General features: G+C 67.1%; 18 protein-coding genes. 4 read left to right on the top strand and 14 right to left on the bottom strand.

The window, feature by feature from the left end:
- Positions 1 to 4 precede the first annotated feature (4 nt).
- The 4 genes from DAT37_RS17110 to DAT37_RS17095 form a co-directional block, all read right to left on the bottom strand.
- On the bottom strand, positions 5 to 880 hold the full coding sequence (locus tag DAT37_RS17110; protein ID WP_109525767.1) for an ABC transporter permease: 876 nt from the start codon (positions 878 to 880) through the stop codon (positions 5 to 7).
- On the bottom strand, positions 877 to 1,686 hold the full coding sequence (locus DAT37_RS17105; RefSeq protein WP_198654307.1) for an ABC transporter ATP-binding protein: 810 nt from the start codon (positions 1,684 to 1,686) through the stop codon (positions 877 to 879). Before DAT37_RS17105 ends, DAT37_RS17110 begins: the two co-directional genes overlap by 4 nt.
- A gap of 146 nt (positions 1,687 to 1,832) precedes the next feature.
- A complete protein-coding gene (locus DAT37_RS17100) occupies positions 1,833 to 2,516 on the bottom strand; it encodes a GntR family transcriptional regulator (RefSeq protein WP_109525766.1) in 684 nt (227 codons plus the stop codon).
- A 289-nt stretch (positions 2,517 to 2,805) separates the two neighbouring features.
- Positions 2,806 to 3,717 carry an NADP-dependent oxidoreductase gene (locus DAT37_RS17095; RefSeq protein ID WP_109525765.1) on the bottom strand — a complete coding sequence of 304 codons (912 nt, stop codon included), beginning with the start codon at positions 3,715 to 3,717 and terminating at the stop codon, positions 2,806 to 2,808.
- Between the two features lie 114 nt (positions 3,718 to 3,831).
- On the opposite strand from DAT37_RS17095, the gene DAT37_RS17090 reads away from it, so the two are divergent.
- Both DAT37_RS17090 and DAT37_RS17085 read left to right on the top strand, forming a co-directional pair.
- Entirely contained in the window at positions 3,832 to 4,272 is a 441-nt protein-coding gene (locus DAT37_RS17090) for a winged helix-turn-helix transcriptional regulator (protein WP_109525764.1), read from the top strand.
- Between the two features lie 80 nt (positions 4,273 to 4,352).
- A complete protein-coding gene (locus DAT37_RS17085; protein WP_109525763.1) occupies positions 4,353 to 5,378 on the top strand; it encodes an Acg family FMN-binding oxidoreductase in 1,026 nt (341 codons plus the stop codon).
- Between the two features lies 1 nt (position 5,379).
- Here the strand turns inward: DAT37_RS17085 and DAT37_RS17080 are convergent, their stop codons facing one another.
- The 6 genes from DAT37_RS17080 to DAT37_RS44145 form a co-directional block, all read right to left on the bottom strand.
- Positions 5,380 to 6,123, bottom strand: coding sequence for a hypothetical protein (locus DAT37_RS17080; RefSeq protein ID WP_232839809.1), 744 nt, complete (start codon positions 6,121 to 6,123; stop codon positions 5,380 to 5,382).
- 375 nt (positions 6,124 to 6,498) lie between these two features.
- A complete protein-coding gene (locus DAT37_RS17075) occupies positions 6,499 to 7,482 on the bottom strand; it encodes an Acg family FMN-binding oxidoreductase (RefSeq protein ID WP_109525761.1) in 984 nt (327 codons plus the stop codon).
- 157 nt (positions 7,483 to 7,639) lie between these two features.
- Entirely contained in the window at positions 7,640 to 8,866 is a 1,227-nt protein-coding gene (locus DAT37_RS17070; protein ID WP_198654306.1) for a cytochrome P450, read from the bottom strand.
- Between the two features lie 64 nt (positions 8,867 to 8,930).
- Positions 8,931 to 9,584, bottom strand: coding sequence for a TetR family transcriptional regulator (locus tag DAT37_RS17065; protein ID WP_408637413.1), 654 nt, complete (start codon positions 9,582 to 9,584; stop codon positions 8,931 to 8,933).
- A gap of 86 nt (positions 9,585 to 9,670) precedes the next feature.
- Positions 9,671 to 11,338, bottom strand: a complete 1,668-nt coding sequence (locus DAT37_RS17060) for a leucine-rich repeat domain-containing protein (protein WP_109525760.1) — start codon at positions 11,336 to 11,338, stop codon at positions 9,671 to 9,673.
- A 47-nt stretch (positions 11,339 to 11,385) separates the two neighbouring features.
- Positions 11,386 to 11,559 carry a hypothetical protein gene (locus DAT37_RS44145; protein WP_157978517.1) on the bottom strand — a complete coding sequence of 58 codons (174 nt, stop codon included), beginning with the start codon at positions 11,557 to 11,559 and terminating at the stop codon, positions 11,386 to 11,388.
- 592 nt (positions 11,560 to 12,151) lie between these two features.
- Here DAT37_RS44145 and DAT37_RS17055 point away from each other — a divergent pair.
- Positions 12,152 to 13,372, top strand: a complete 1,221-nt coding sequence (locus tag DAT37_RS17055; protein ID WP_109525759.1) for a PucR family transcriptional regulator — start codon at positions 12,152 to 12,154, stop codon at positions 13,370 to 13,372.
- 2 nt (positions 13,373 to 13,374) lie between these two features.
- Here DAT37_RS17055 and DAT37_RS17050 read toward each other — a convergent pair whose 3' ends face one another.
- The 3 genes from DAT37_RS17050 to DAT37_RS17040 all read right to left on the bottom strand — a co-directional run bounded on the left by DAT37_RS17050 (position 13,375) and on the right by DAT37_RS17040 (position 15,813).
- The gene (locus tag DAT37_RS17050; RefSeq protein WP_109525758.1) at positions 13,375 to 13,761 is read right to left on the bottom strand and encodes a hypothetical protein; all 387 of its coding nucleotides are present in this window, start codon (positions 13,759 to 13,761) and stop codon (positions 13,375 to 13,377) included.
- Positions 13,762 to 13,895: 134 nt separating this feature from the next.
- Complete coding sequence (locus DAT37_RS17045) at positions 13,896 to 14,234, bottom strand: histone-like nucleoid-structuring protein Lsr2 (RefSeq protein ID WP_109525757.1); 339 nt, start codon at positions 14,232 to 14,234, stop codon at positions 13,896 to 13,898.
- A gap of 214 nt (positions 14,235 to 14,448) precedes the next feature.
- Positions 14,449 to 15,813 (bottom strand): flavin monoamine oxidase family protein, encoded by a 1,365-nt coding sequence (locus tag DAT37_RS17040; protein ID WP_109525756.1) that lies wholly within the window; start codon positions 15,811 to 15,813, stop codon positions 14,449 to 14,451.
- A 145-nt stretch (positions 15,814 to 15,958) separates the two neighbouring features.
- On the opposite strand from DAT37_RS17040, the gene DAT37_RS17035 reads away from it, so the two are divergent.
- A complete protein-coding gene (locus DAT37_RS17035; RefSeq protein WP_232839808.1) occupies positions 15,959 to 16,690 on the top strand; it encodes a TetR/AcrR family transcriptional regulator in 732 nt (243 codons plus the stop codon).
- A 7-nt stretch (positions 16,691 to 16,697) separates the two neighbouring features.
- Here DAT37_RS17035 and DAT37_RS17030 read toward each other — a convergent pair whose 3' ends face one another.
- Positions 16,698 to 17,696, bottom strand: coding sequence for an AurF N-oxygenase family protein (locus DAT37_RS17030; RefSeq protein ID WP_109525755.1), 999 nt, complete (start codon positions 17,694 to 17,696; stop codon positions 16,698 to 16,700).
- Between the last annotated feature and the right edge of the window lie 26 nt (positions 17,697 to 17,722).

Genomic DNA, 17,722 nt, shown 5'->3' with positions numbered 1-17,722 from the left:
GCGATCAATCTCCGATCGTGTCGGTACGGCGCCAGCGCGTGAATCGACGCTCGAGACGCAGGAAAATGGTGTTGAAGACGTATCCGACGGCGGCTACCGTCACCACGCCCGCGAGGAGTTCGGTCACATTGAGCGACTGCTGCGCTTCGAGAATGAAATAGCCGATGCCGCCGTTACCCGCGAGCATGCCCACCACGACCGCCATCAACAGAGCCGATCCGAGCGCTTGGCGCATGCCGACGAGAATGTAGGGAATCGACGCGGGCAGCGCTATCTCCCATTGGGTCTGCACCCAGTTCAGGTGGAAGGTCTGGGCGGTTTCCCGCAGGGTGGGCGACACACTCTGCGCGCCCGCGTAGGCGGTCATGAGGAGCGGGAATACCGCGGACAGCAGGAAGACGGTGATCTTCATCGGGTCGCCGAGACCGAGGAACAGGATCAGAATCGGGATCACCGCCGACGTCGGGTGCAGTCGGGCGATTTCGACCGTCGGTTCCAACAGCGCCCAGATGACGCGTACGCGGCCCATGAGGAATCCGACCCCGATACCCACCGGAACCGCGATCGCGAATCCGATTCCCATCGTGCGCAGGGTGTCCAGCAGAGCCGTCAGCAATTCGCCGCCGGACAGACCCGACACCACCGCGGAGCCGATACGCGACGGTGAGGAGATCGATGGGTTGTATCGGACCTGCGACGACAGCTGCCAGGCGACGACGACCGCGACGAGCGCCAGCCAACCGAATACGCGGCTGCGAAAGAATCGCCTGCCGAGTGTGCGCGCGTTTCGTTTCATCGTGCCGCCGCGAATCCGGCGCGCGGGTGCGCTCTCGGACGCTGGGGCCGCGACCTCTCGTTCACCGATCACCGAGGCGCTCATGCCAGTACCGCTTCCATGACCTCGCGGCGCAGCGACAGATAGCGCGCGGATTCCCGGGTGTCCACCTGATCGCGTGGCCGCTCGAGGGCGACGTCGACATCGGCCACGATCCCCGTTCCCGCCGGGCCGAGTACGAGAACTCGGTCCGACAGGTACAGGGCCTCGTCGATGTCGTGGGTGACGAAAAGAACGGTCAGGCCGTGCTGTTCCCACAGACGGAGGACGAGGTCCTGGAGATTGGCGCGGCTCAACGCGTCGACCGCGCTGAACGGCTCGTCGAGCAGCAGCACCGTCGGCGACGAGGCCAGCGCGCGAGCGATCGCCACCCGCTGTTGCATGCCACCGGACAGTTCACTCGGATATCGGGCGGCGACCCCGTGCAGTCCCACCTCCGCGAGGTAGTGCTCGATCGCCGCACGGCGGGCCCGTTTCGACTTCGGTGGCGGTGACAACGAGTGACGCAGACCGAATTCCACGTTGTCCCCTACCGTTTTCCACGGCAGCAGCGATTCGCCGTAGTTCTGGAAGACGTAGCGGACCGTCTTGTCGGGGCCTCGGATGACACCACCCGCGACGTGGACGGCGCCGCCGGAGGGCGCGGTGAGACCGGCGATCATCCGCAACAGCGTCGATTTGCCGCAGCCCGACCTCCCGACGAAGGAGACGAATTCCCCGGCCCTGATGTCGAGCGAGACCGGAGCGATCCCGAGCACCTGATCGCCGTCGAGGGACTCGTAATTCTTGCGAACCTCCGACAGGGTGATGCCGGGCGATTGCTCGGCCTGGCCGGTGAGCAGAGTCGACACGTTCGTTCCTTCTGATTCGGGCGAGACACTGGCTCGCGGAGAATGGCGCCGGATTTCCACACCGTCGCGCCCGAGAAAAGTGTTGGAATGCAAGAGAATTGGAGAAAATATCCTATAGGATCATGCCGTGGCGGAGGCGCCGCGTATCACGACGCGCATTCGGGTTCGGAGATCGCGCCGAGATCTTGCAGGGTCCGTTCACGAATCGCCTGGATATGACATCTCATCGCCGCTTCCGCACGATCGGGATCGGCGCCGCGCAGCGCGTCCAGGATCAGGCCGTGCTCGTGGAAGACCTCGACGTGATCGGAACGCCCCGCGACGCCCATCAATTGGAATCGGCGAGAATGTCCGGTGATCGTGCCGTGCGCGTTGGACAGGAACCGGTTTCCGGATTGGGTGGCGATCAGATTGTGGAAATCCTCGCTCTGCTCGAGTACTTCGTTCGAGGATTGCGACAACTCCCCCGCGATTCGTGCCTCCAGGCTGCGCACCGACCGATCGAGTTCATCCAGGAACGATGCCGTGGTCCGGCCCGCGGCCAACCGCGCCAGGGTCGGTTCGACAGCCAGACGGGCGTCGAGGATCTCGCTCATCTGCTCGTCCGAAACCAGTTCGGCCGCCCGGTATCCCATATGCGCGACCCGAACGACCAAACCCGTCGCGGCCAAACGCGCGAGCGCCTCCCGGATCGGCGTTTGCGACACTTCCAATTCTCGCGCCAACGCGTCGATGTTCAAGCTCGAACCGGGCGCGATATCGCCGGAGAACAGACGTGACGTGAGAATCTCGTGTACGCCGTCGACCAGCGAGTGCCGCAGTGGTTTCACGTCTCATCCCGATTCGCTGTCGAATATCCTATAGGGTTCGGCCTCCGGATCTCCCCCGCGTAGGGATGCGACCTCGAGCCCGCGTCACTTGCTGTGTGATAGCCAAGACTGCCGGAGTTCGGTCGACAGGACAACGATTCGGATCGCGCTGAGAATAATCCCGCCGCAGGCGATCTCGGTCGCCCGCGGCGGGGAGGTGTTCGGGTCTCGGGACAGGTGACGCGCTCGACTACGTCCACGATCCCGGCGCCGAGTCGGCGCGGGAATTCACGTCACCGGAACCCCGAATTCAGGGCTGGATCACGTATTTCCCGCGTACGCCACCCTTCGCGACCGCGCGGTGGGCCTCGGCGGCCTGTTCGAGCGGGACGACGGCGTGCACGCGCGCCGTCAATCGGCCGCTCGCGGTATCGGCCAGCAGCCGCGCGAGCCGGGTACCGTCGGGCTGGACGGATACCGCACCGACGGTGACGCCGCGTTCGGCCTTCGGTTCCGCGCCGGGTCGTACGCCGACGAACACGCCGTTGTCGCGAACGAGGGCCAGGCCGCGTTCCTGGAGGGCGGCGGCGTCGACGACCGCGTCCCACGCGCGCGCGTCGGTCCGCGTGGTGAAATCCGCGCCGAGATCGCGGACGAACCGCTCGTCATCGGTGCGGGCGAGTCCGGTCACCAGCCAGCCGCGTTCCCGCGCGAACGTGACCGCGTAGGCGCCGACCGTGCCCGCCGCGCCGGTCACGAGCAGAGTTCTGCCCGCGCCGTCGCCGAGCAGGTCGACCGCTTGGGCGGCGGCCAGGCCGTTCATCGGGACCGTAGCCGCTGTGGTCAGGTCGAGCCCGTCCGGGACGAGGGCGATATCGGTGGCCGCCACGATCAGTTGCTCCGCGTAGGTGCCGTAATCGCGATCGAAGCCGGTGACGAGGCCCGCCACGCGAGCACCGGCCGGTACGTCGACATCGGGGCCGACGGCGGTGACGGTTCCGGCGAAATCCCACCCGATGCCGGTGTGGTCGGGTTGGTCGACGAATCCGAGTTCGTGGAACATCCCGTCCGCCAGCGCCAGGTCGACGGGGTTGACCGACGCCGCGGCAATCTCGACGCGAACCTCACCCGGCCCGGGATCGACCACGGGAACCTCGATGATCTCGATGGAATCCGGGCCGGCCGGGGTACGGATGACCGCTGTGCGGAAAGTGCTGGACATATTCGCCTCCTGTGGACATTTCGGTCGTACTACTCCACGATGGATGGGTAACTCTCCAATGGGAAGTACGCACTCCGAAGTGCGTAAGCCACCGCGCGGTGACAAGGAGGACCGATGCCGACCAAGACCGTGGCCCAGCAGCGAGCCGAGGCGAAAATGGATTACGACGCCTTCCTGGCGCGTTGCCCGAGCCGTCAACTCCTGGACCGGATCTCCGACAAATGGGTCGCTCTCGTGCTAGCGGCGCTGGGCAGCGACGGTCCGCATCCGGACTCGACCTGTGCCGGTGAGCCGAGGGTCATGCGTTATTCGGAATTGGGAGCCCGCCTCGCCGGCGTCAGCCAGAAGATGCTCACCCAGACGTTGCGCGCCCTCGAACGCGACGGCCTGCTCACCCGCACCGTCACACCGACGGTGCCCGTCACGGTCACCTACGAACTCACCGATCTCGGACTCTCCCTGCACCACGTCGTCCGCGGTATCAAGGTCTGGGCCGAGGCGCACATGGACGACGTGCTCGCCAACCGCGAGGCCTACGACAGCCGCGACGCCTGACGGTCGCGATGACCATCGACCCCCGGATTCGGGAAGAAGTCCCATATCGGTAGCGCACCCGTGGGACGACACTCGACGGTATGACCGACAGCAGAGATACCTCAGTTCTGTCTACGCCGGACGAATCGACACCGTCCGTGCCGGACCATTCGACGGTGTCGGCGGCGTTGAGACTCGCGAGCCGAGCTCCGTCGGTCCACAACACCCAGCCGTGGCGGTGGGTGTACGACGGCACACGGCTGCATCTGTATCGCGATACCGACCGGCAGCTGACGACGACGGATCCGCGCGGTAGACAGCAGGTGATCAGCTGTGGCGCGATGCTGCACCACGCGCGCACGGCGCTGGCCGCCGAGGGCTGGCACACCGACACGGTGCGGCTGCCCGATCCGGTACGTCCCGATCTGCTCGCGACCATCACCTTCCGCCGGTGGCCCGACCCGCCGGACGGGGTCACCGAGCGCGCCGGTGTCATCGAACGCCGCCGGACCGACCGTCTACCGCTGCGAGCGCCGGAGGGTCTGTCCGAACTGCTGCACGCGGCGCGCATGCTCGTGCACCCCCACGATCTCGAACTCGACGTCCTCGACGAATCCGCGCGTCCCCGCGTCGCCGCCGCCTCGGATCAGGCCACGGCGCTGCGTCGATACGATATGGAGTACCAGACCGAATTACACTGGTGGTCAGGCCATTCCAGTACGCCGGAAGGCGTCCCCTCGGACGCGCTCGCCTCGGCCGCGGAATCCGCCCGGGTCGACGTCGGACGGAGCTTCCCGCCCGGGTCGCCCTCCGCGCGACGCGGTGATCTCGATGACCACGCCCGGTTGCTCGTCCTCAGTACCGCCGCCGATTCGACCGCCGAATGGCTGCACACCGGCGAGGCGCTGTCGGTGCTGTTGCTCGAGTGCACCGCGGCCGGATTCGCCACCTGCGCGCTCACCCATATCACCGAATTACCCTCCGGCCGAGGAACATTGGCCGGGCTACTGCCGAAATCCGGTGTTCCGCAGGTCGTCGTCAGGGTCGGCACCGCCCCGGACGGCGGGGAGGCGATCGCACCCACGCCGCGCAGGCCGCTCGCCGAATTCCTCACCGTCCGGCGGTGAGCTACTCCCCCGCCGCGCCGTCGGATCCGGCGACCCGGCCCGCCGGCGCGGGAGCGACCAGCGTCAGATCGCCGTCGTAGCGCCGGTACAGCAGCCTGCCCCTCGCGTCGCCCGGGTCGGTGAAGAAGACGAAGGGCAGACCGTCGCGGCACAACCGCTCCGCGGCCTCGGAATCGGTGAGCACGGGGGCGGGATCCGGATTCATGGTCAGCGGCAGCGCGTTCGGAGTCCGTGGCGGATCGACGCGAAACTGTCGGGCCAGGTGCACGCCGATCGGCCCCGCGCGGTAGACGGTGGCGTCCTCGCCGGTCTCGCCGTCGATGTAGAGGTGTGCGTCGTAGTCCATCGCGTCCAGCACACCGACGGCAGCCGTGAGGCCGCCCCTGCGTAGCTCGCAGAATTTGCGGCGGGTGATCGGTCGCGGTCCGGTCACCGACGCCAGTGTCGGGCGCGCCGGATCGGGCCAGAGACGTGGCGTCTCGCCGGTGGACATCCGCGCGATCTGTCGATCCAGTCGCTCGGCGACGAACGGGGCGATGAACCCCGGGGGACCGTCGACCTGAACGCGAATCGGATGTTCGGCGAATCGGGTGTTCACCTGGGCCAGCACCGGAACCTCCGCGCCCGGCGCGACGGTGAGCCGCACCCGGGCGCTCGCCTCGATACGGTGATATCGCAGCACCCGATCGACCGATCGCACCGTGCGCTCGGCCTCCCGATCCCCGACATCGCCGCGGGTGCTCAACTCACACGACATACCGTCCCGATCGACCGCGTTTCGGACAGTTCCACCGACGACAACCCCGCTTCCTGCTAGTGAGATGAGACCGACCCACGCCACCACGTGCGGCCTGCCGGCAACAGGGTCCAAGGTCCCCGAAACCGGCGCGCGACCTCGTTGCACCCGATGAATCCCCCCGGGCCGCGACACCGCCGGGCGGATGTCGCAAACCGGACCGCTCGGCCGCGCCGTCCCGCGGGTATCCCGCACGACGAGGTAACCGAATCGGTCGCCGCCGCCGCGGTCTGCGGCGGGAGGAGCACCGACCGTCAACCGGTCGAGATCACCATCGACTCCGCACTGGTCGGTACCGCTGCCCTGAATCGGCGGGCCGGGCGGTCACCTGACCGTCTCGAACGGAGCCAGCACCTCGGTCGGTGCCCGGCGCGGTGTCTGCGGGAGCGGCGGTGCACCCGAGGGCGCCCAGCCGACCCGCAGGATCGCCTGGGGGTCGCCCGATCCGCCGAGTACTCCTGTGCGCACCAGATCCCGCGATCGCGGGATTTCCAGCGGTTCGGTGAGCGTGCAGCTCGCCAGGCCGATATTGGTCGCTGTCAGCAGAACCGCGCTCAACGCCTCTCCTGCACGTAGCCGGGACACCCGATCGTCACCGGCCGTGGCGAGTACCAACAGCTGGGAGGCATCCGGTTCGGACGCCGGATCGTGGAGCCGCGCGCCGGCGAAGTGCCGGGCGGGCAGGTCGTCTTGCGAGCGCGGTATCGGAGCGTTGCGGGCGGGCACACCGTCCGGACTGCTGTGCCTGCCGCTCCAGATCGTCAACTCGTACAGGTAGTCCGGATCCTGCTCGTGCTCGGCGACGGCCGCCCGGGCGGTGTCGAGCAGGCGCTCGCGCTCGAGATCGGCGACCGGGCGCAGGGTCGCCCCGAGTTTGTTCGCGCGTTCGACCAGCAGTCCGAGGTATCCGGGCGGGATCGGTTCCGGGGCGTAGTGCCGCCGGTCTGTGCGGCGCGTCGTGATCGCCGAGCACAGGGCGATATCGTGCGGCGTCGCCCGATGCGGTACCAACTCGACGGCCGCCAGATGGTTCGGGTCGGCCGGATTCGGCAGGCGGCGCACCACCGCCGACCATCCCGAGGCGGCCGAGGCGATCGCGAAATGATGCAGGGCCGCACCACAACTCAGCAGCATCTCGCGCTGATCCGGGTCGGTGGCGGGCAGTGCCCGGGTCGGGTCGAGCCACAGATGGACCGAGCGGTCACCGATGCCCCACCGCCAGGGTTGTGTGTTGTGCACCGACGGCGCCCGCACGGCGAGCGCGATGGCCGCCTCGATGGTCGCGTGGTCGGGCATTCCGTGTTCCATGTCGCCGTCCTCTGTTCGATGTCGTCTCACGGTCGCACCGTGGACATCGGGGAGGTAAGGGCACGATGGCCCTCGCGGCAGGGACTTCGGTGAGCTGTCGGCCGCCCAACCCCGTAGCCGTTGGGGCCGCAACGGCTACGGGGTTGGGCGGTACCGCTCAGCCGACGGTGATCGGCAGGGTTTCCCAGCCGCGCACCGTCGAGGTCGACGACAGCGCGATCCGGTCCCAGTCGACATCCCAGCTCGGGAAGCGGGCGAGGAATTCCTCCAGCGCCACTTTGGCTTCCAGCCGGGCCAAGGCCGCGCCGAGGCAGAAATGGGTGCCGAAACCGAAGGTGCGCAGGTTGTTCATCTTGCGATGGATGTCGAACCGGTCGGGGTCCGACCAGCGGTCCGCGTCGCGGTTCGACGAGGCGATCAGCAACATCATCGCGCTGCCCGCGGGCACGGTGGTGCCGTAGAGCTCGACGTCGGTGGTGACGTAGCGGGCGATCGCGTGCCCGGTCGGTTCGAAGCGCAGGGCCTCGTCGATCGCGTTCGGGATCAGTCGCGGGTCAGCGACGAGTTCGGCACGCTGGTCGGGGTGGCGGGCCAGCAGCGAACCAAGCCAGCCGAGCAACCTGGCCGTCGTCTCGTTACCCGCACCGGCGACGACCGAGACGTAGGTGAGGATCTCCTGTTTGGTCAGCGTGCGCGTCACGCCCTCGGTGTCGACGAATTCGGCGCGCAGCAGTTCTGTCATCAGATCGTCGGAGGGATGTTCGGCGCGCCAGTCGATGTACTGCGCGAAGTGATCCGCGTGCGGAATCGCCTTGTCCGACACCTGCATCTGCTGGCCGGGTTCGGTGCGCAGGTTCTCGTCGGCGCGATCGCGGACCGCCTGCTGATCCTCCTCCGGAATCCCCAGCAGCATCCCGATCACGCGCATCGGCACCTCGTTCGCGAATTCGGTCATGAGGTCGAAGTGATCGAGTCCGGCGAGCCGGTCCAGTGAGCGCGTACACATCTCGCGGATCTGCGGTTCCAGCGACAGCACCCGGCGCGGGGTGAACACACTGCGCAGCAACGCCCGGTGGATGTCGTGGGCGGGCGGATCCTCCATCAGCAGCGTGCCGGGCGGAATCTCGATGCCCGCCTTGATGATTTCCAGGATCGGACCACGCGAGGAGGAGAAGGTCTTCCAGTCCAGCAACGCGCGATCGATGTCCTCGTAGCGGCTCAGCGCGTAGAAGTCGTGCTTCTCGTTGTAGTACAGCGGGGCTTCCGCGCGTAACCGGGCATAGACGGGATAGGGGTCGCCCGCGATGTCGCGGTCGAAGGGATCCCAGTACACCGGCGCCGGGTCGGTCACCACGGTCGAGGGCTGTGCGTGTGTTTCGGTCATGCTGTCGGGCTTTCTCGTGACGTCGATGCGGGCTGTGGCTGTGGCTGTGGCGGAAAGGACGCGGTCATGGTCGCGCGCGGACGGTGTCGTAGCCGGCGGTGAGCCAGAACATGGTGCGGTCGATCGCCGGGACGATATCGGTGACCGCGATCTCTCCGGCCGCGAAACGGCCCATGAGCCCGTACACGAGGCTGGTGAGTATCGCGTCGAGATCGCGGATGAATCCGAGGTCGACGTCTTCCAGGGCGGCCATCGCGGCGGGGAAGACGGCCTCGATGCCGTGACTCATCAAGGTTTCCCCACTCGCCGAGGCGCGGGCCCGAAAGTAGGCGACCAGCAATCCGGGATGACGCTCCCACGGTTCGAAGATCGGTCGCAGTACCCGCATGAGCGCGGTGTGCAGCGATTCGCCGGAAACGGCGGAGTACTCGGCCAGTCCGGCGTAACAGTTGCGCGCCATCCACCAGTCCAGCGCCGCGAGGATGAGTTCGTCGCGGGTGCCGTACAGCTTGTAGATCTTGGTCAGCGATACCCGCGCGTGCCGGGCGACCTCGCGCACCTGGATCGCGTCGTAACCCTGGACCTCGAGCAGTTCGACGACGGTCTCGCGAATGCGGTACTCCCCCTGCCCGAGGGCCGACTCCATGACGACATCGTGGCCTTCGGCCAATGCGACCCGCCCCTTCCCGTCGTCGGTGGAGCCGACGCTCGCACTCACTGGTAATCAGATTACCACTAGTAGATAGGCATATTCGATGGTTTCGAGATCCCGATTCCCAAGGCGGCGGTGCGGGCGGCGCGGTCCTACCCGTCCCCCAGTCGCGCGTGCAGGTCGGGAAAGTCCGCGCGGAACCGATCGAGTGTCGCCTCGTCGAGTTCGACGTAGCGCAGGTCCACCGATTCCAGATGACGCAGTCCGAAGAACGACTCGGGCAGCGTCGTCAGGTCGTTGAACGCCAGGTCCAGCCTGCGCAGGCCCGGCATCCGGGCGAACGCGTCGTCGGGCAGTTCGGTGAGCCCGGGACGCCGCACCCGGCCGGCCGCGGACTTCTCGCCCCAGCGGTCGATCGCCAGGTGTTCCAAGGTGGTGATCGACCAGATGTCGTCGAGCAGTTCGCGGGGCGGTTCGGGCTGGAACGACCACGGGGTGCTGCCGTTGAGCCGGAGCACCTTCAGGCGCGGTAGCCGGTCCAGGCGCGGCAGACCCGGCAGGATCGCCGAGAGCGAGCCGCCCAGGTCGAGTTCCTCCAGTTCGGTCAGGGCGAGCAGTTCGTCGGGCACCGTGGTCAGCCATACGTGCGAGAGGTCGAGCCTGTGCAGGCCGGTCAGCCAGGTGACGGCCATCGGGAATTCGACCCGGCTCTGATAGTCCCCGGGCTGTAGCGACGACAGATCCAGTTCACGCAATCCGGTCAGCCTTCCGAGCCCTTCGGGAACCGGGCACGAAAGCCGCGCCGCCCGTAGCACTTCCAGCGTCGACAACTCGCCGATCTGCTCGGGCAGCGATTCGAAGGCGTTGCCGGAGATGTCGAGCACCCGCAGGGCGCGCAGGTCGCCGATGGCGTCGGGCAGACCGGTCAGCCCCGTCGATGCCAGATTCAATTCCTCCAGGTTCGCCAGCGCCGCCAGCGCACCGAGGCGTTCGACGGTAGTGGCGGCGGCGCCGAGGCTGTCGTTGCCCGCGAGGGACAGCACCCGAAGGTTCGAGTACTCCAGCAGCTCGACGGGCAGTTCACGCAACTTCCGGCCGGACAGGTCGAGTTCGGTCACCTCCCGCGCCCGCGGCAGCGATTCCCGCAGTTCGTCCAGCACCGCCAGATGACTCGGCCGCAGCCCCGCGGGCAGTACGGGACGACCGGCCCGCATCGCGGCGTGGATCAGGCGCTCTTCGGGCGTGCCGCCCTTTCCCCTCACTTCCGGCAGGGCGATGTCGAGCAGTTCGTCTTCCTCGAAGTCGACCGGACAGTTGACGCGATACGGGTCGGCGACCAACAGCGCCTCGGGCTGACCGGAGAAGGACATGTGGAAATAGGAGGTGCTGATGACGAATTCGGCTCGGACACGGCCTTTTACGGCGAGCACACCGCCGTTGTCGCCGTAGCTTCCGTGGATTCCACCCGTCAGGGTCAGATCGCCTCGCACCGCGACGTCGGGACAGCCGAAGAGGATCATGTTGCGGGCCCGCGCGTTCCCGGTGACGAGCAGGAAGTTGCCGCTGTCGTGATCCCACCAGTCGATATCGCCGGTGACCGTCAGATCACCGGCGACGATGACGTTGTAGGGCACCCAGTCGCCATCCGACTCCGGCCTGATCGACCCCTCGACACGCAGCCCGCTCTGGTAGAGGCGGATCTCCTGTTCGTCATCGAAATCCTGGAACGGGTGCTGGATGTGTGCCGAGACCGAGAAACGCTGTTCTGCTTCCTCGGCCGTGATGACGCGATAGTCCGTCAGCGACGTGGTGGGAGTCATCGGCGAATGGTAAACCGGTGAGCGACCCGGTCACGATTCGCCGAATATCAACCGACGCCGCGTATTCCACGCCTGCGATCGGCGCCGGTGGCATCCCCCGAGAACAGCGCGTCGAGGTTGTCCCAGTCGTAGTCGTCGGTGATCGCCCACACCGTGAACGCGTTCGCCGCACGAACCACCAGATCGTCGGGCACCTCGAGCCGCACCGGCGGCTGCGTCATCACCGATACCCGGCGGGGCAGCGCCGGGCGGTTCCCGGATTCACCGGATCCGTCACGCTTCGGGCAGGGAATGTGGCGCAAGGTCGACCTCGGTACGTGTGTGAGCCGTCCCCGATGACGACTGCTGTTCGGACAAACCGGCAACCCGGCCGACATCGTCCACGCACCAACCATTGTGCGCGTTACGGCCAGGACCGACGCCGACGATAAACCAATCGGCGGACCCACAGGGCTGCCCGCTTCGACGGCGAACCCGCTGCCTCCGTCCGCCGGTGACGAGCCAGCCGGGCGATCGCGCGGCACCGGGACGCCAGAAGTTCGCCGACGTGGGAGAACGCGATTTCCACATCCGGCGAACCACGCGATCACCGCCCGAACAACCACTCACCTCAGTGATCAAGATCTCATAATCGAATGTCCAATATGTGAAACATTTTCCCGTTCCAGAACGATGCGAAGCGCCCTTGCGACCCGATCCCCCACAGCGCCACCGGCGCTCGACGCGAGCGGTAGGGTGTGAGCCCATGACCGCGTGGACAGGGTGTGCGTCCGCACCCCGAATCGCGTGTCGGAAGCGGTATAAGGAGTCACCATGGCCATCGACAACGTGAGTCGCAGTGGTCTCACCCTCGCCGGAGAGCCCATGTCGGCCCCCCTGCAGGATGTTCGGGCGCTCTCGCGACGCATGGTCGGCCACTTCGTCGCCAACGTGGCACCGTGCGGAACGTTGCCCGGCGAGGCGATCGACGGTGACGTCACCACCATCACGCGCGTCTGTCTGCAATTGGCCGTCGACATGCTCGACGGCGACGACATCCCGGAGAAGACCGAGCAGCTCGAACACGCCGCAGCCGGATGGGCACGCGAGGGCGTACCGATCGACACCATCCTCCACGCGGTCCACGAGGGGTTCAAACTCGGTCTCGACCTCGTGGTCGGAAAAGCCACGACCACCGATTTCGGCGATCTCGTCGACGGGACGAAACTCGTCCTCGAAATCCTCGACACGATGACCACCGCCATCTCGGTCGCCTACGTGCGCGAACTGCGGTCGGTGGTCAGCGAACACCACACCGCGGTACACACCCTGACCTCCGCACTGCTCGGCGGTCACAGCACATCGACCATGGCCAGGGAATGCGGCATCGAGATCGCGGAATCGTATTCGGTACTGGCACTGTCGATTCCCGCCCACCCCGACGAGCACGATCCGAGGCTGGACGCGAAGGTGGTGGCACGGCGCAAGCTGCGGCGCGTGCAAGCGCGACTGGCGACCGCGTGCCGGGACCGGCCGCTGTCGCTGCTCAGCGTCGACGGCGGGACCGTGCTGATCCCGCGCACCGCGCTCTCCCACGAACAGCTCGCAGCGCTCGTCGGCGAACTGTCCGAGGCCGCGCGAGTGCCGATCACGGTCGCCGTGGTCGACACGGCGGTCCAGCGGATTCCGGAAGCCGCCGACCAGGCCCACGAATTGCTCGATATGGTGCAGCGATTGGGATGTGAGAACGGGTTGTACCGCTTCGACGATATGGCGCTGGAATACCAGCTCACCAGGCCGGGGCCCGGTCGTGAATATCTCGGCGCGCTGCTCGACCCGCTCGACCACCATCCCGAACTGCTCGAGACGCTGCGCCTGCACATCGGAAATAATCTGAATCGCCAGCGCACCGCGCGCGTCATGCACGTGCATACCAATACCGTCGACTACCGGCTGAAGAAAATCGGCAGTCTGATCGGAGTCGATCCCACCCAACCATCCGGTTTGTGGTACTTGCGGTCCGCATTGGTTGCCCGGACCTATCGCGTGCTCTGACACTACGAACCGTCACCGCGCCGCATTCCGTAGGCGCGGTCGACAGCCGCGGTCAACAAATCCAACACTTCCACCATGCGGACACCATCGACTTTCATGCCCGCGACAGAATGCGCCGCGGTCGGCTCGATGAGTCCGAAACACATTCGAACGCTGTCGCTGACGGCACTGCGCACCGCCTCGATCGGGACGCCTTCGCGCGCGCGCTGAGCCGCGGCCAATTCCAGCCGAGCCAGCACGACACCCGATTCATCCAGGTCGTCGAGCATCGCGATCGCGCGATCGAGCCCGTCGCGGAATGCCGCGAAGAACTCCGCACCCGCCTGACCTGCGAACCCGCGCGGCGCGGACGGACTCGATCTGGGCTCGCACGTTCCGTCCACGTCCATCGCACTCCTTCACCCGCACCGAACTCGCCACCGACGTTAGTGGCGACAACGCTCCGCATCGGCGTCGACCGACCTGTCTCGAGCAAAAGCCCGAAACGAGTGAATCCAGGTTGTGAAGTGTCCCATTACGGAACTCAGGCGGTCGCCCGTTCGTATGCCTCGACCACGCCGGACGCCACGCGACCACGTGAGGAAACGGGGTGACCGTTCTGTCGGGCCCAATCACGGATGACCGCGCTACGCTCACGGTCCGATGCCGACGGCACCTTCGCGATGAGCGAACGTTTCGTCCGACCACCGGTCCTGCGCGCATTCTCGACCCAGGGGCCGAGCAATTCGCGTAGTTCGGTGGCGTTCGCGGTCGACAGATCTATTTCGTAATGCACGCCGTCCAGAGAGAATTGAACGGTTTCGTCGGCGATCGAAGTTCCGTCGAAGTCGTCGACCAGGGTGACAGTCACCTTCTCGGCCATAGCAAGCCCCCTCGTGTCGTATTCGGTACTGCCTTCGGTGTTTTCCGTAACGCTGTGTGCAGAATAGCGCGCGAACGTCGACCGTTCACGTTCAGCTCGGGATCAGAAGTATGGCATCAACCGAGTTCCCGACTTCCGCCGGGTCGAATCCCTTGTCCCCACCCCTTTCCGCACGCACGACCGCGCGCGAGCCGTCGCGGGGCCGCCGCGGCGGTCAGGCGGGTGATTCCCCCGGGTCGGGGGCGATCTCGCGCGCCACGCGCAGGCCGGACTCGACCGCCCCGTCCATGTAACCGGCCCAACGCGTGGCGGTTTCGGTGCCCGCCCAGTGCAACGGCCCGACCGGGGCGCGCAGCGCGGGGCCGAATCGGGTCAGCGTCCCCGGAGTGGCGAACGCGCCGTAGCACCCGCGACTGAATTCCTCTTCTGCCCAATCTCTTTCGATGAAATCGATCGGGTCGCCCGCCTTCGGACCGAAGTAGCCGACGAGATCGGCCAGTACCCGCGCACGCCTGCCACCGTGGCCGAGGCGGGCGCCGATATCGGCGTGGCGGCCCTCGAGGAACCCGACGAGTACGCCCGGCGCACCGTCGAGCGGCGTGTTGTCGAAAACCGTACCGACCGGCCTGGTATCGCTGTTGGCCTGGCCGCTGAAACCGTCACGGCGCCAGAACGGTTCGTCGTAGACGACGTTCACCTTGATCACCCGCCCCATCGGAAGGCGCTGGAGGAGTTGATCACGATCACCGGGCAGGCCCGGTGCGTAGCGAATGCGAGCGCTCAACGGCGGCGGGATCGCCAGTACCGCACGGCGGGCGCGAACGACGATGCCCGCTGCCCGCACCCGGACACCCCCGGCATCCCAGTCGATCCCGTCCACCGGCGCCGCGAGTATCACCCGTTCACCGAGCTCCTCGGCCAGCGTGAGGGCGATCCGTTGCGATCCGCCCACGACGCGATCCTGCTGCGCCCCGCCCCTGGTATCGATCAGCGCGTCGAGCCCACCCGCCGCGCCGATATAGAAACCGGCCCACAGGGCCGACAGGTCCTCCGGGCCCGCCGAGAACACCGCCTCGGTGATCAACCGGAGAAAGGCCCGCCCGTCGCGGGTGCGCGCGGTCCGGCGCAGCCAGGTCGCGAAGGTCTGGGAGTCCAGACGTTCGGCGTCGGCGGCCAGCCACGGTTCCGCGGCGGAGATCCGGCGTGCCATCCGATTCAGCCGCCATTGCGTCTGCGCGATATCGGCCAGCGCCACCGGATTCAGCCTCGGGATGCGGCCGCTGTATTCCGAACGCGCCGTGCCGAGTTCGGCGATGCGCAACCCGTCGTCGAAGGTCGGGAAGGTTTTCAGGCCGAGTTCGCGGATCAGCGCGAGCACCCGCTTCTGGCCGGGGCCGACCCACTGGCCGCCGACCTCGATGGGCAGGCCGCCCGGCAATCGCGCGTTGAGCAGGCGTCCGCCCACGCGGTCGCGCGCCTCGAGCACCAGCACGTCCAGGCCGCGCCGGATCAGCTCCCTCGCCGCGACCAGCCCGGCCAGACCCGCGCCGACCACGACGACCTCCGTCGACATCTCCATGACGATCCACCTTCAACCGACGAATCCGACATACACACCGTATGCGTCCGCGGTCGCTCCTTCGGCCGAATGCCGAGCCCGCGCCGAAGGGCCGAGTGTCGCGACGGTCTCCGACGGCCCCGGCCCGGTGTTCTAGACTCGACCGGTGCCGGTCCCCTCGTCACCCGCGTCGGCCCCCGTCGGGGGCGGCAGGCAGGCGCGTTGGCAACCGCACAACGACCAGCGGCGCGAACGCATCGTGGCGGCGGTCATCGAGTTGCTCGAGGAAGGCCCGGCCGGGGCCGAGGTGGCGATGCAGTCGATCACCGAACGTGCCGGTTTGTCGAAATCGGTGGTGTACCGCCAGTTCTCCGGCCGCGACGAACTCGATCGCCGGACCAGGACCACGATCTGCGAGCAGTTCACCGACACGCTCGACACCGCACTCGACGTCACCGACGGCTCCATCCATCGGATCCTGCACCGCAGCATCGGCGCGGTGGTCGACTGGATCGATCGACATCCCCGGTTGCACGAATTCCTGCGCCGCGGGCCCGCCGGCGGCGATCCGGACGAGACGAACGCGATGAGCAGCCTGCAAACCTCCATCGCGGCCAGAACACGGCGGCTGGTCTCGGGACTGGCCGGAGTGGTCGGCGTCGTGGATGAACCGGTCGTCGACACCATGACCTTCGCCATCGTCTCGATGACCGAGGCCACCGTCACCCGCTGGGCGCACGATCCCGCACCGGCCCTCGATCGCGATCGGCTCGTCGCCGAACTCGCGAACTACGCGTGGAGCGTGCTCGACGGCGTCGCTCGCGCACACCGGCTCGCGCTCGATCCGGACCAGCCGCTGCTGGCTCTGCTCGAGCGCCTGGCCGTCCCCGATCCGTGACGAACGCTCAGGCGACCTCGCGCATCCGGCGTTCCGGTTCGCCGCGATAGCGCGACGGCGCACCGCCGATACGCAACGCCGACCACAGTCGCTCGGTCACCGGATTCATCAACCCCAGTTCGCGGGCGAGTTTGCGCATATCGCCAAAATAGCCGGCCAGGATGCGGCGCTGCTCCGGGCCGTCCCAGAACGCCTCGCGCATCACCTCGTCCGGAATATCGAAACGCTCGGCGAACGATTTCGGCGGCGCCATGATCTCCCCGGCCAGCCAGCGCATGGCCAGCGGAAAGGCGAGCGCGGCGGCCATTCTGCCCGGTCCGCTCATCCGCTTCAGGTGCGCGGCGAGGAATTCGCCCGCGAAGGAGATGTGCCTGGCCTCCTCGGCGATGTGGATCTCCATCGTGCGCAGCACCGCGGGCGGGATATTGCCGCCGTCGCGGATGACCGCCTTCTGGTAGTGGTCGATCGGCTCCTCGCCGCCCAGGACCCCGATCAGCAGGATGACGTGCGCGTATCCGCCCGCGACACCGATGAACGGCGAGAGCGCCCGGAACAACGGACGCATACCGGGAACGTCGACGCCGATGCGGTTCACCAATTCCTGGAACATCTGGATGTGGTTGCACTCTTCGGTCATCTCGTGCATGCAGTACCGGAACTCCGGCGCGCCGTTGGGCAACTTCATGACGTACTGCATCATGCCGCGGATCAGTACGCTCTCGAAAGCCGCGCCGACCTTGATCACATTCGCGACGCGCCATTTGCCGATGTCGATCTGGCGTCGCACCGGCAGATTCCGGTACCAACTCGTCGCACCGAGCGGATCGTATTCCGGCGACAGGATCCAGCGCGGATCATCCGGATCGATGGCGAATTCGGGCCCGTCCCAGTCGATATCCAGATAGGGGTCGAACTTGCGGTGCACCGAACCCTCGGACAGGGTCGCCAGCGCGTCCCGGTAGCTCTGGTCGAACAGTTCGGCGCCCACCGATTCGGACAGCGTCATCGATGCCTCCTCGTTCCGGCCGCTGG

This window comes from Nocardia aurea (genome assembly GCF_003123685.1).
GTDB lineage: Bacteria > Actinomycetota > Actinomycetes > Mycobacteriales > Mycobacteriaceae > Nocardia > Nocardia aurea.
This window is presented reverse-complemented; position numbering and strand designations above follow the sequence as displayed.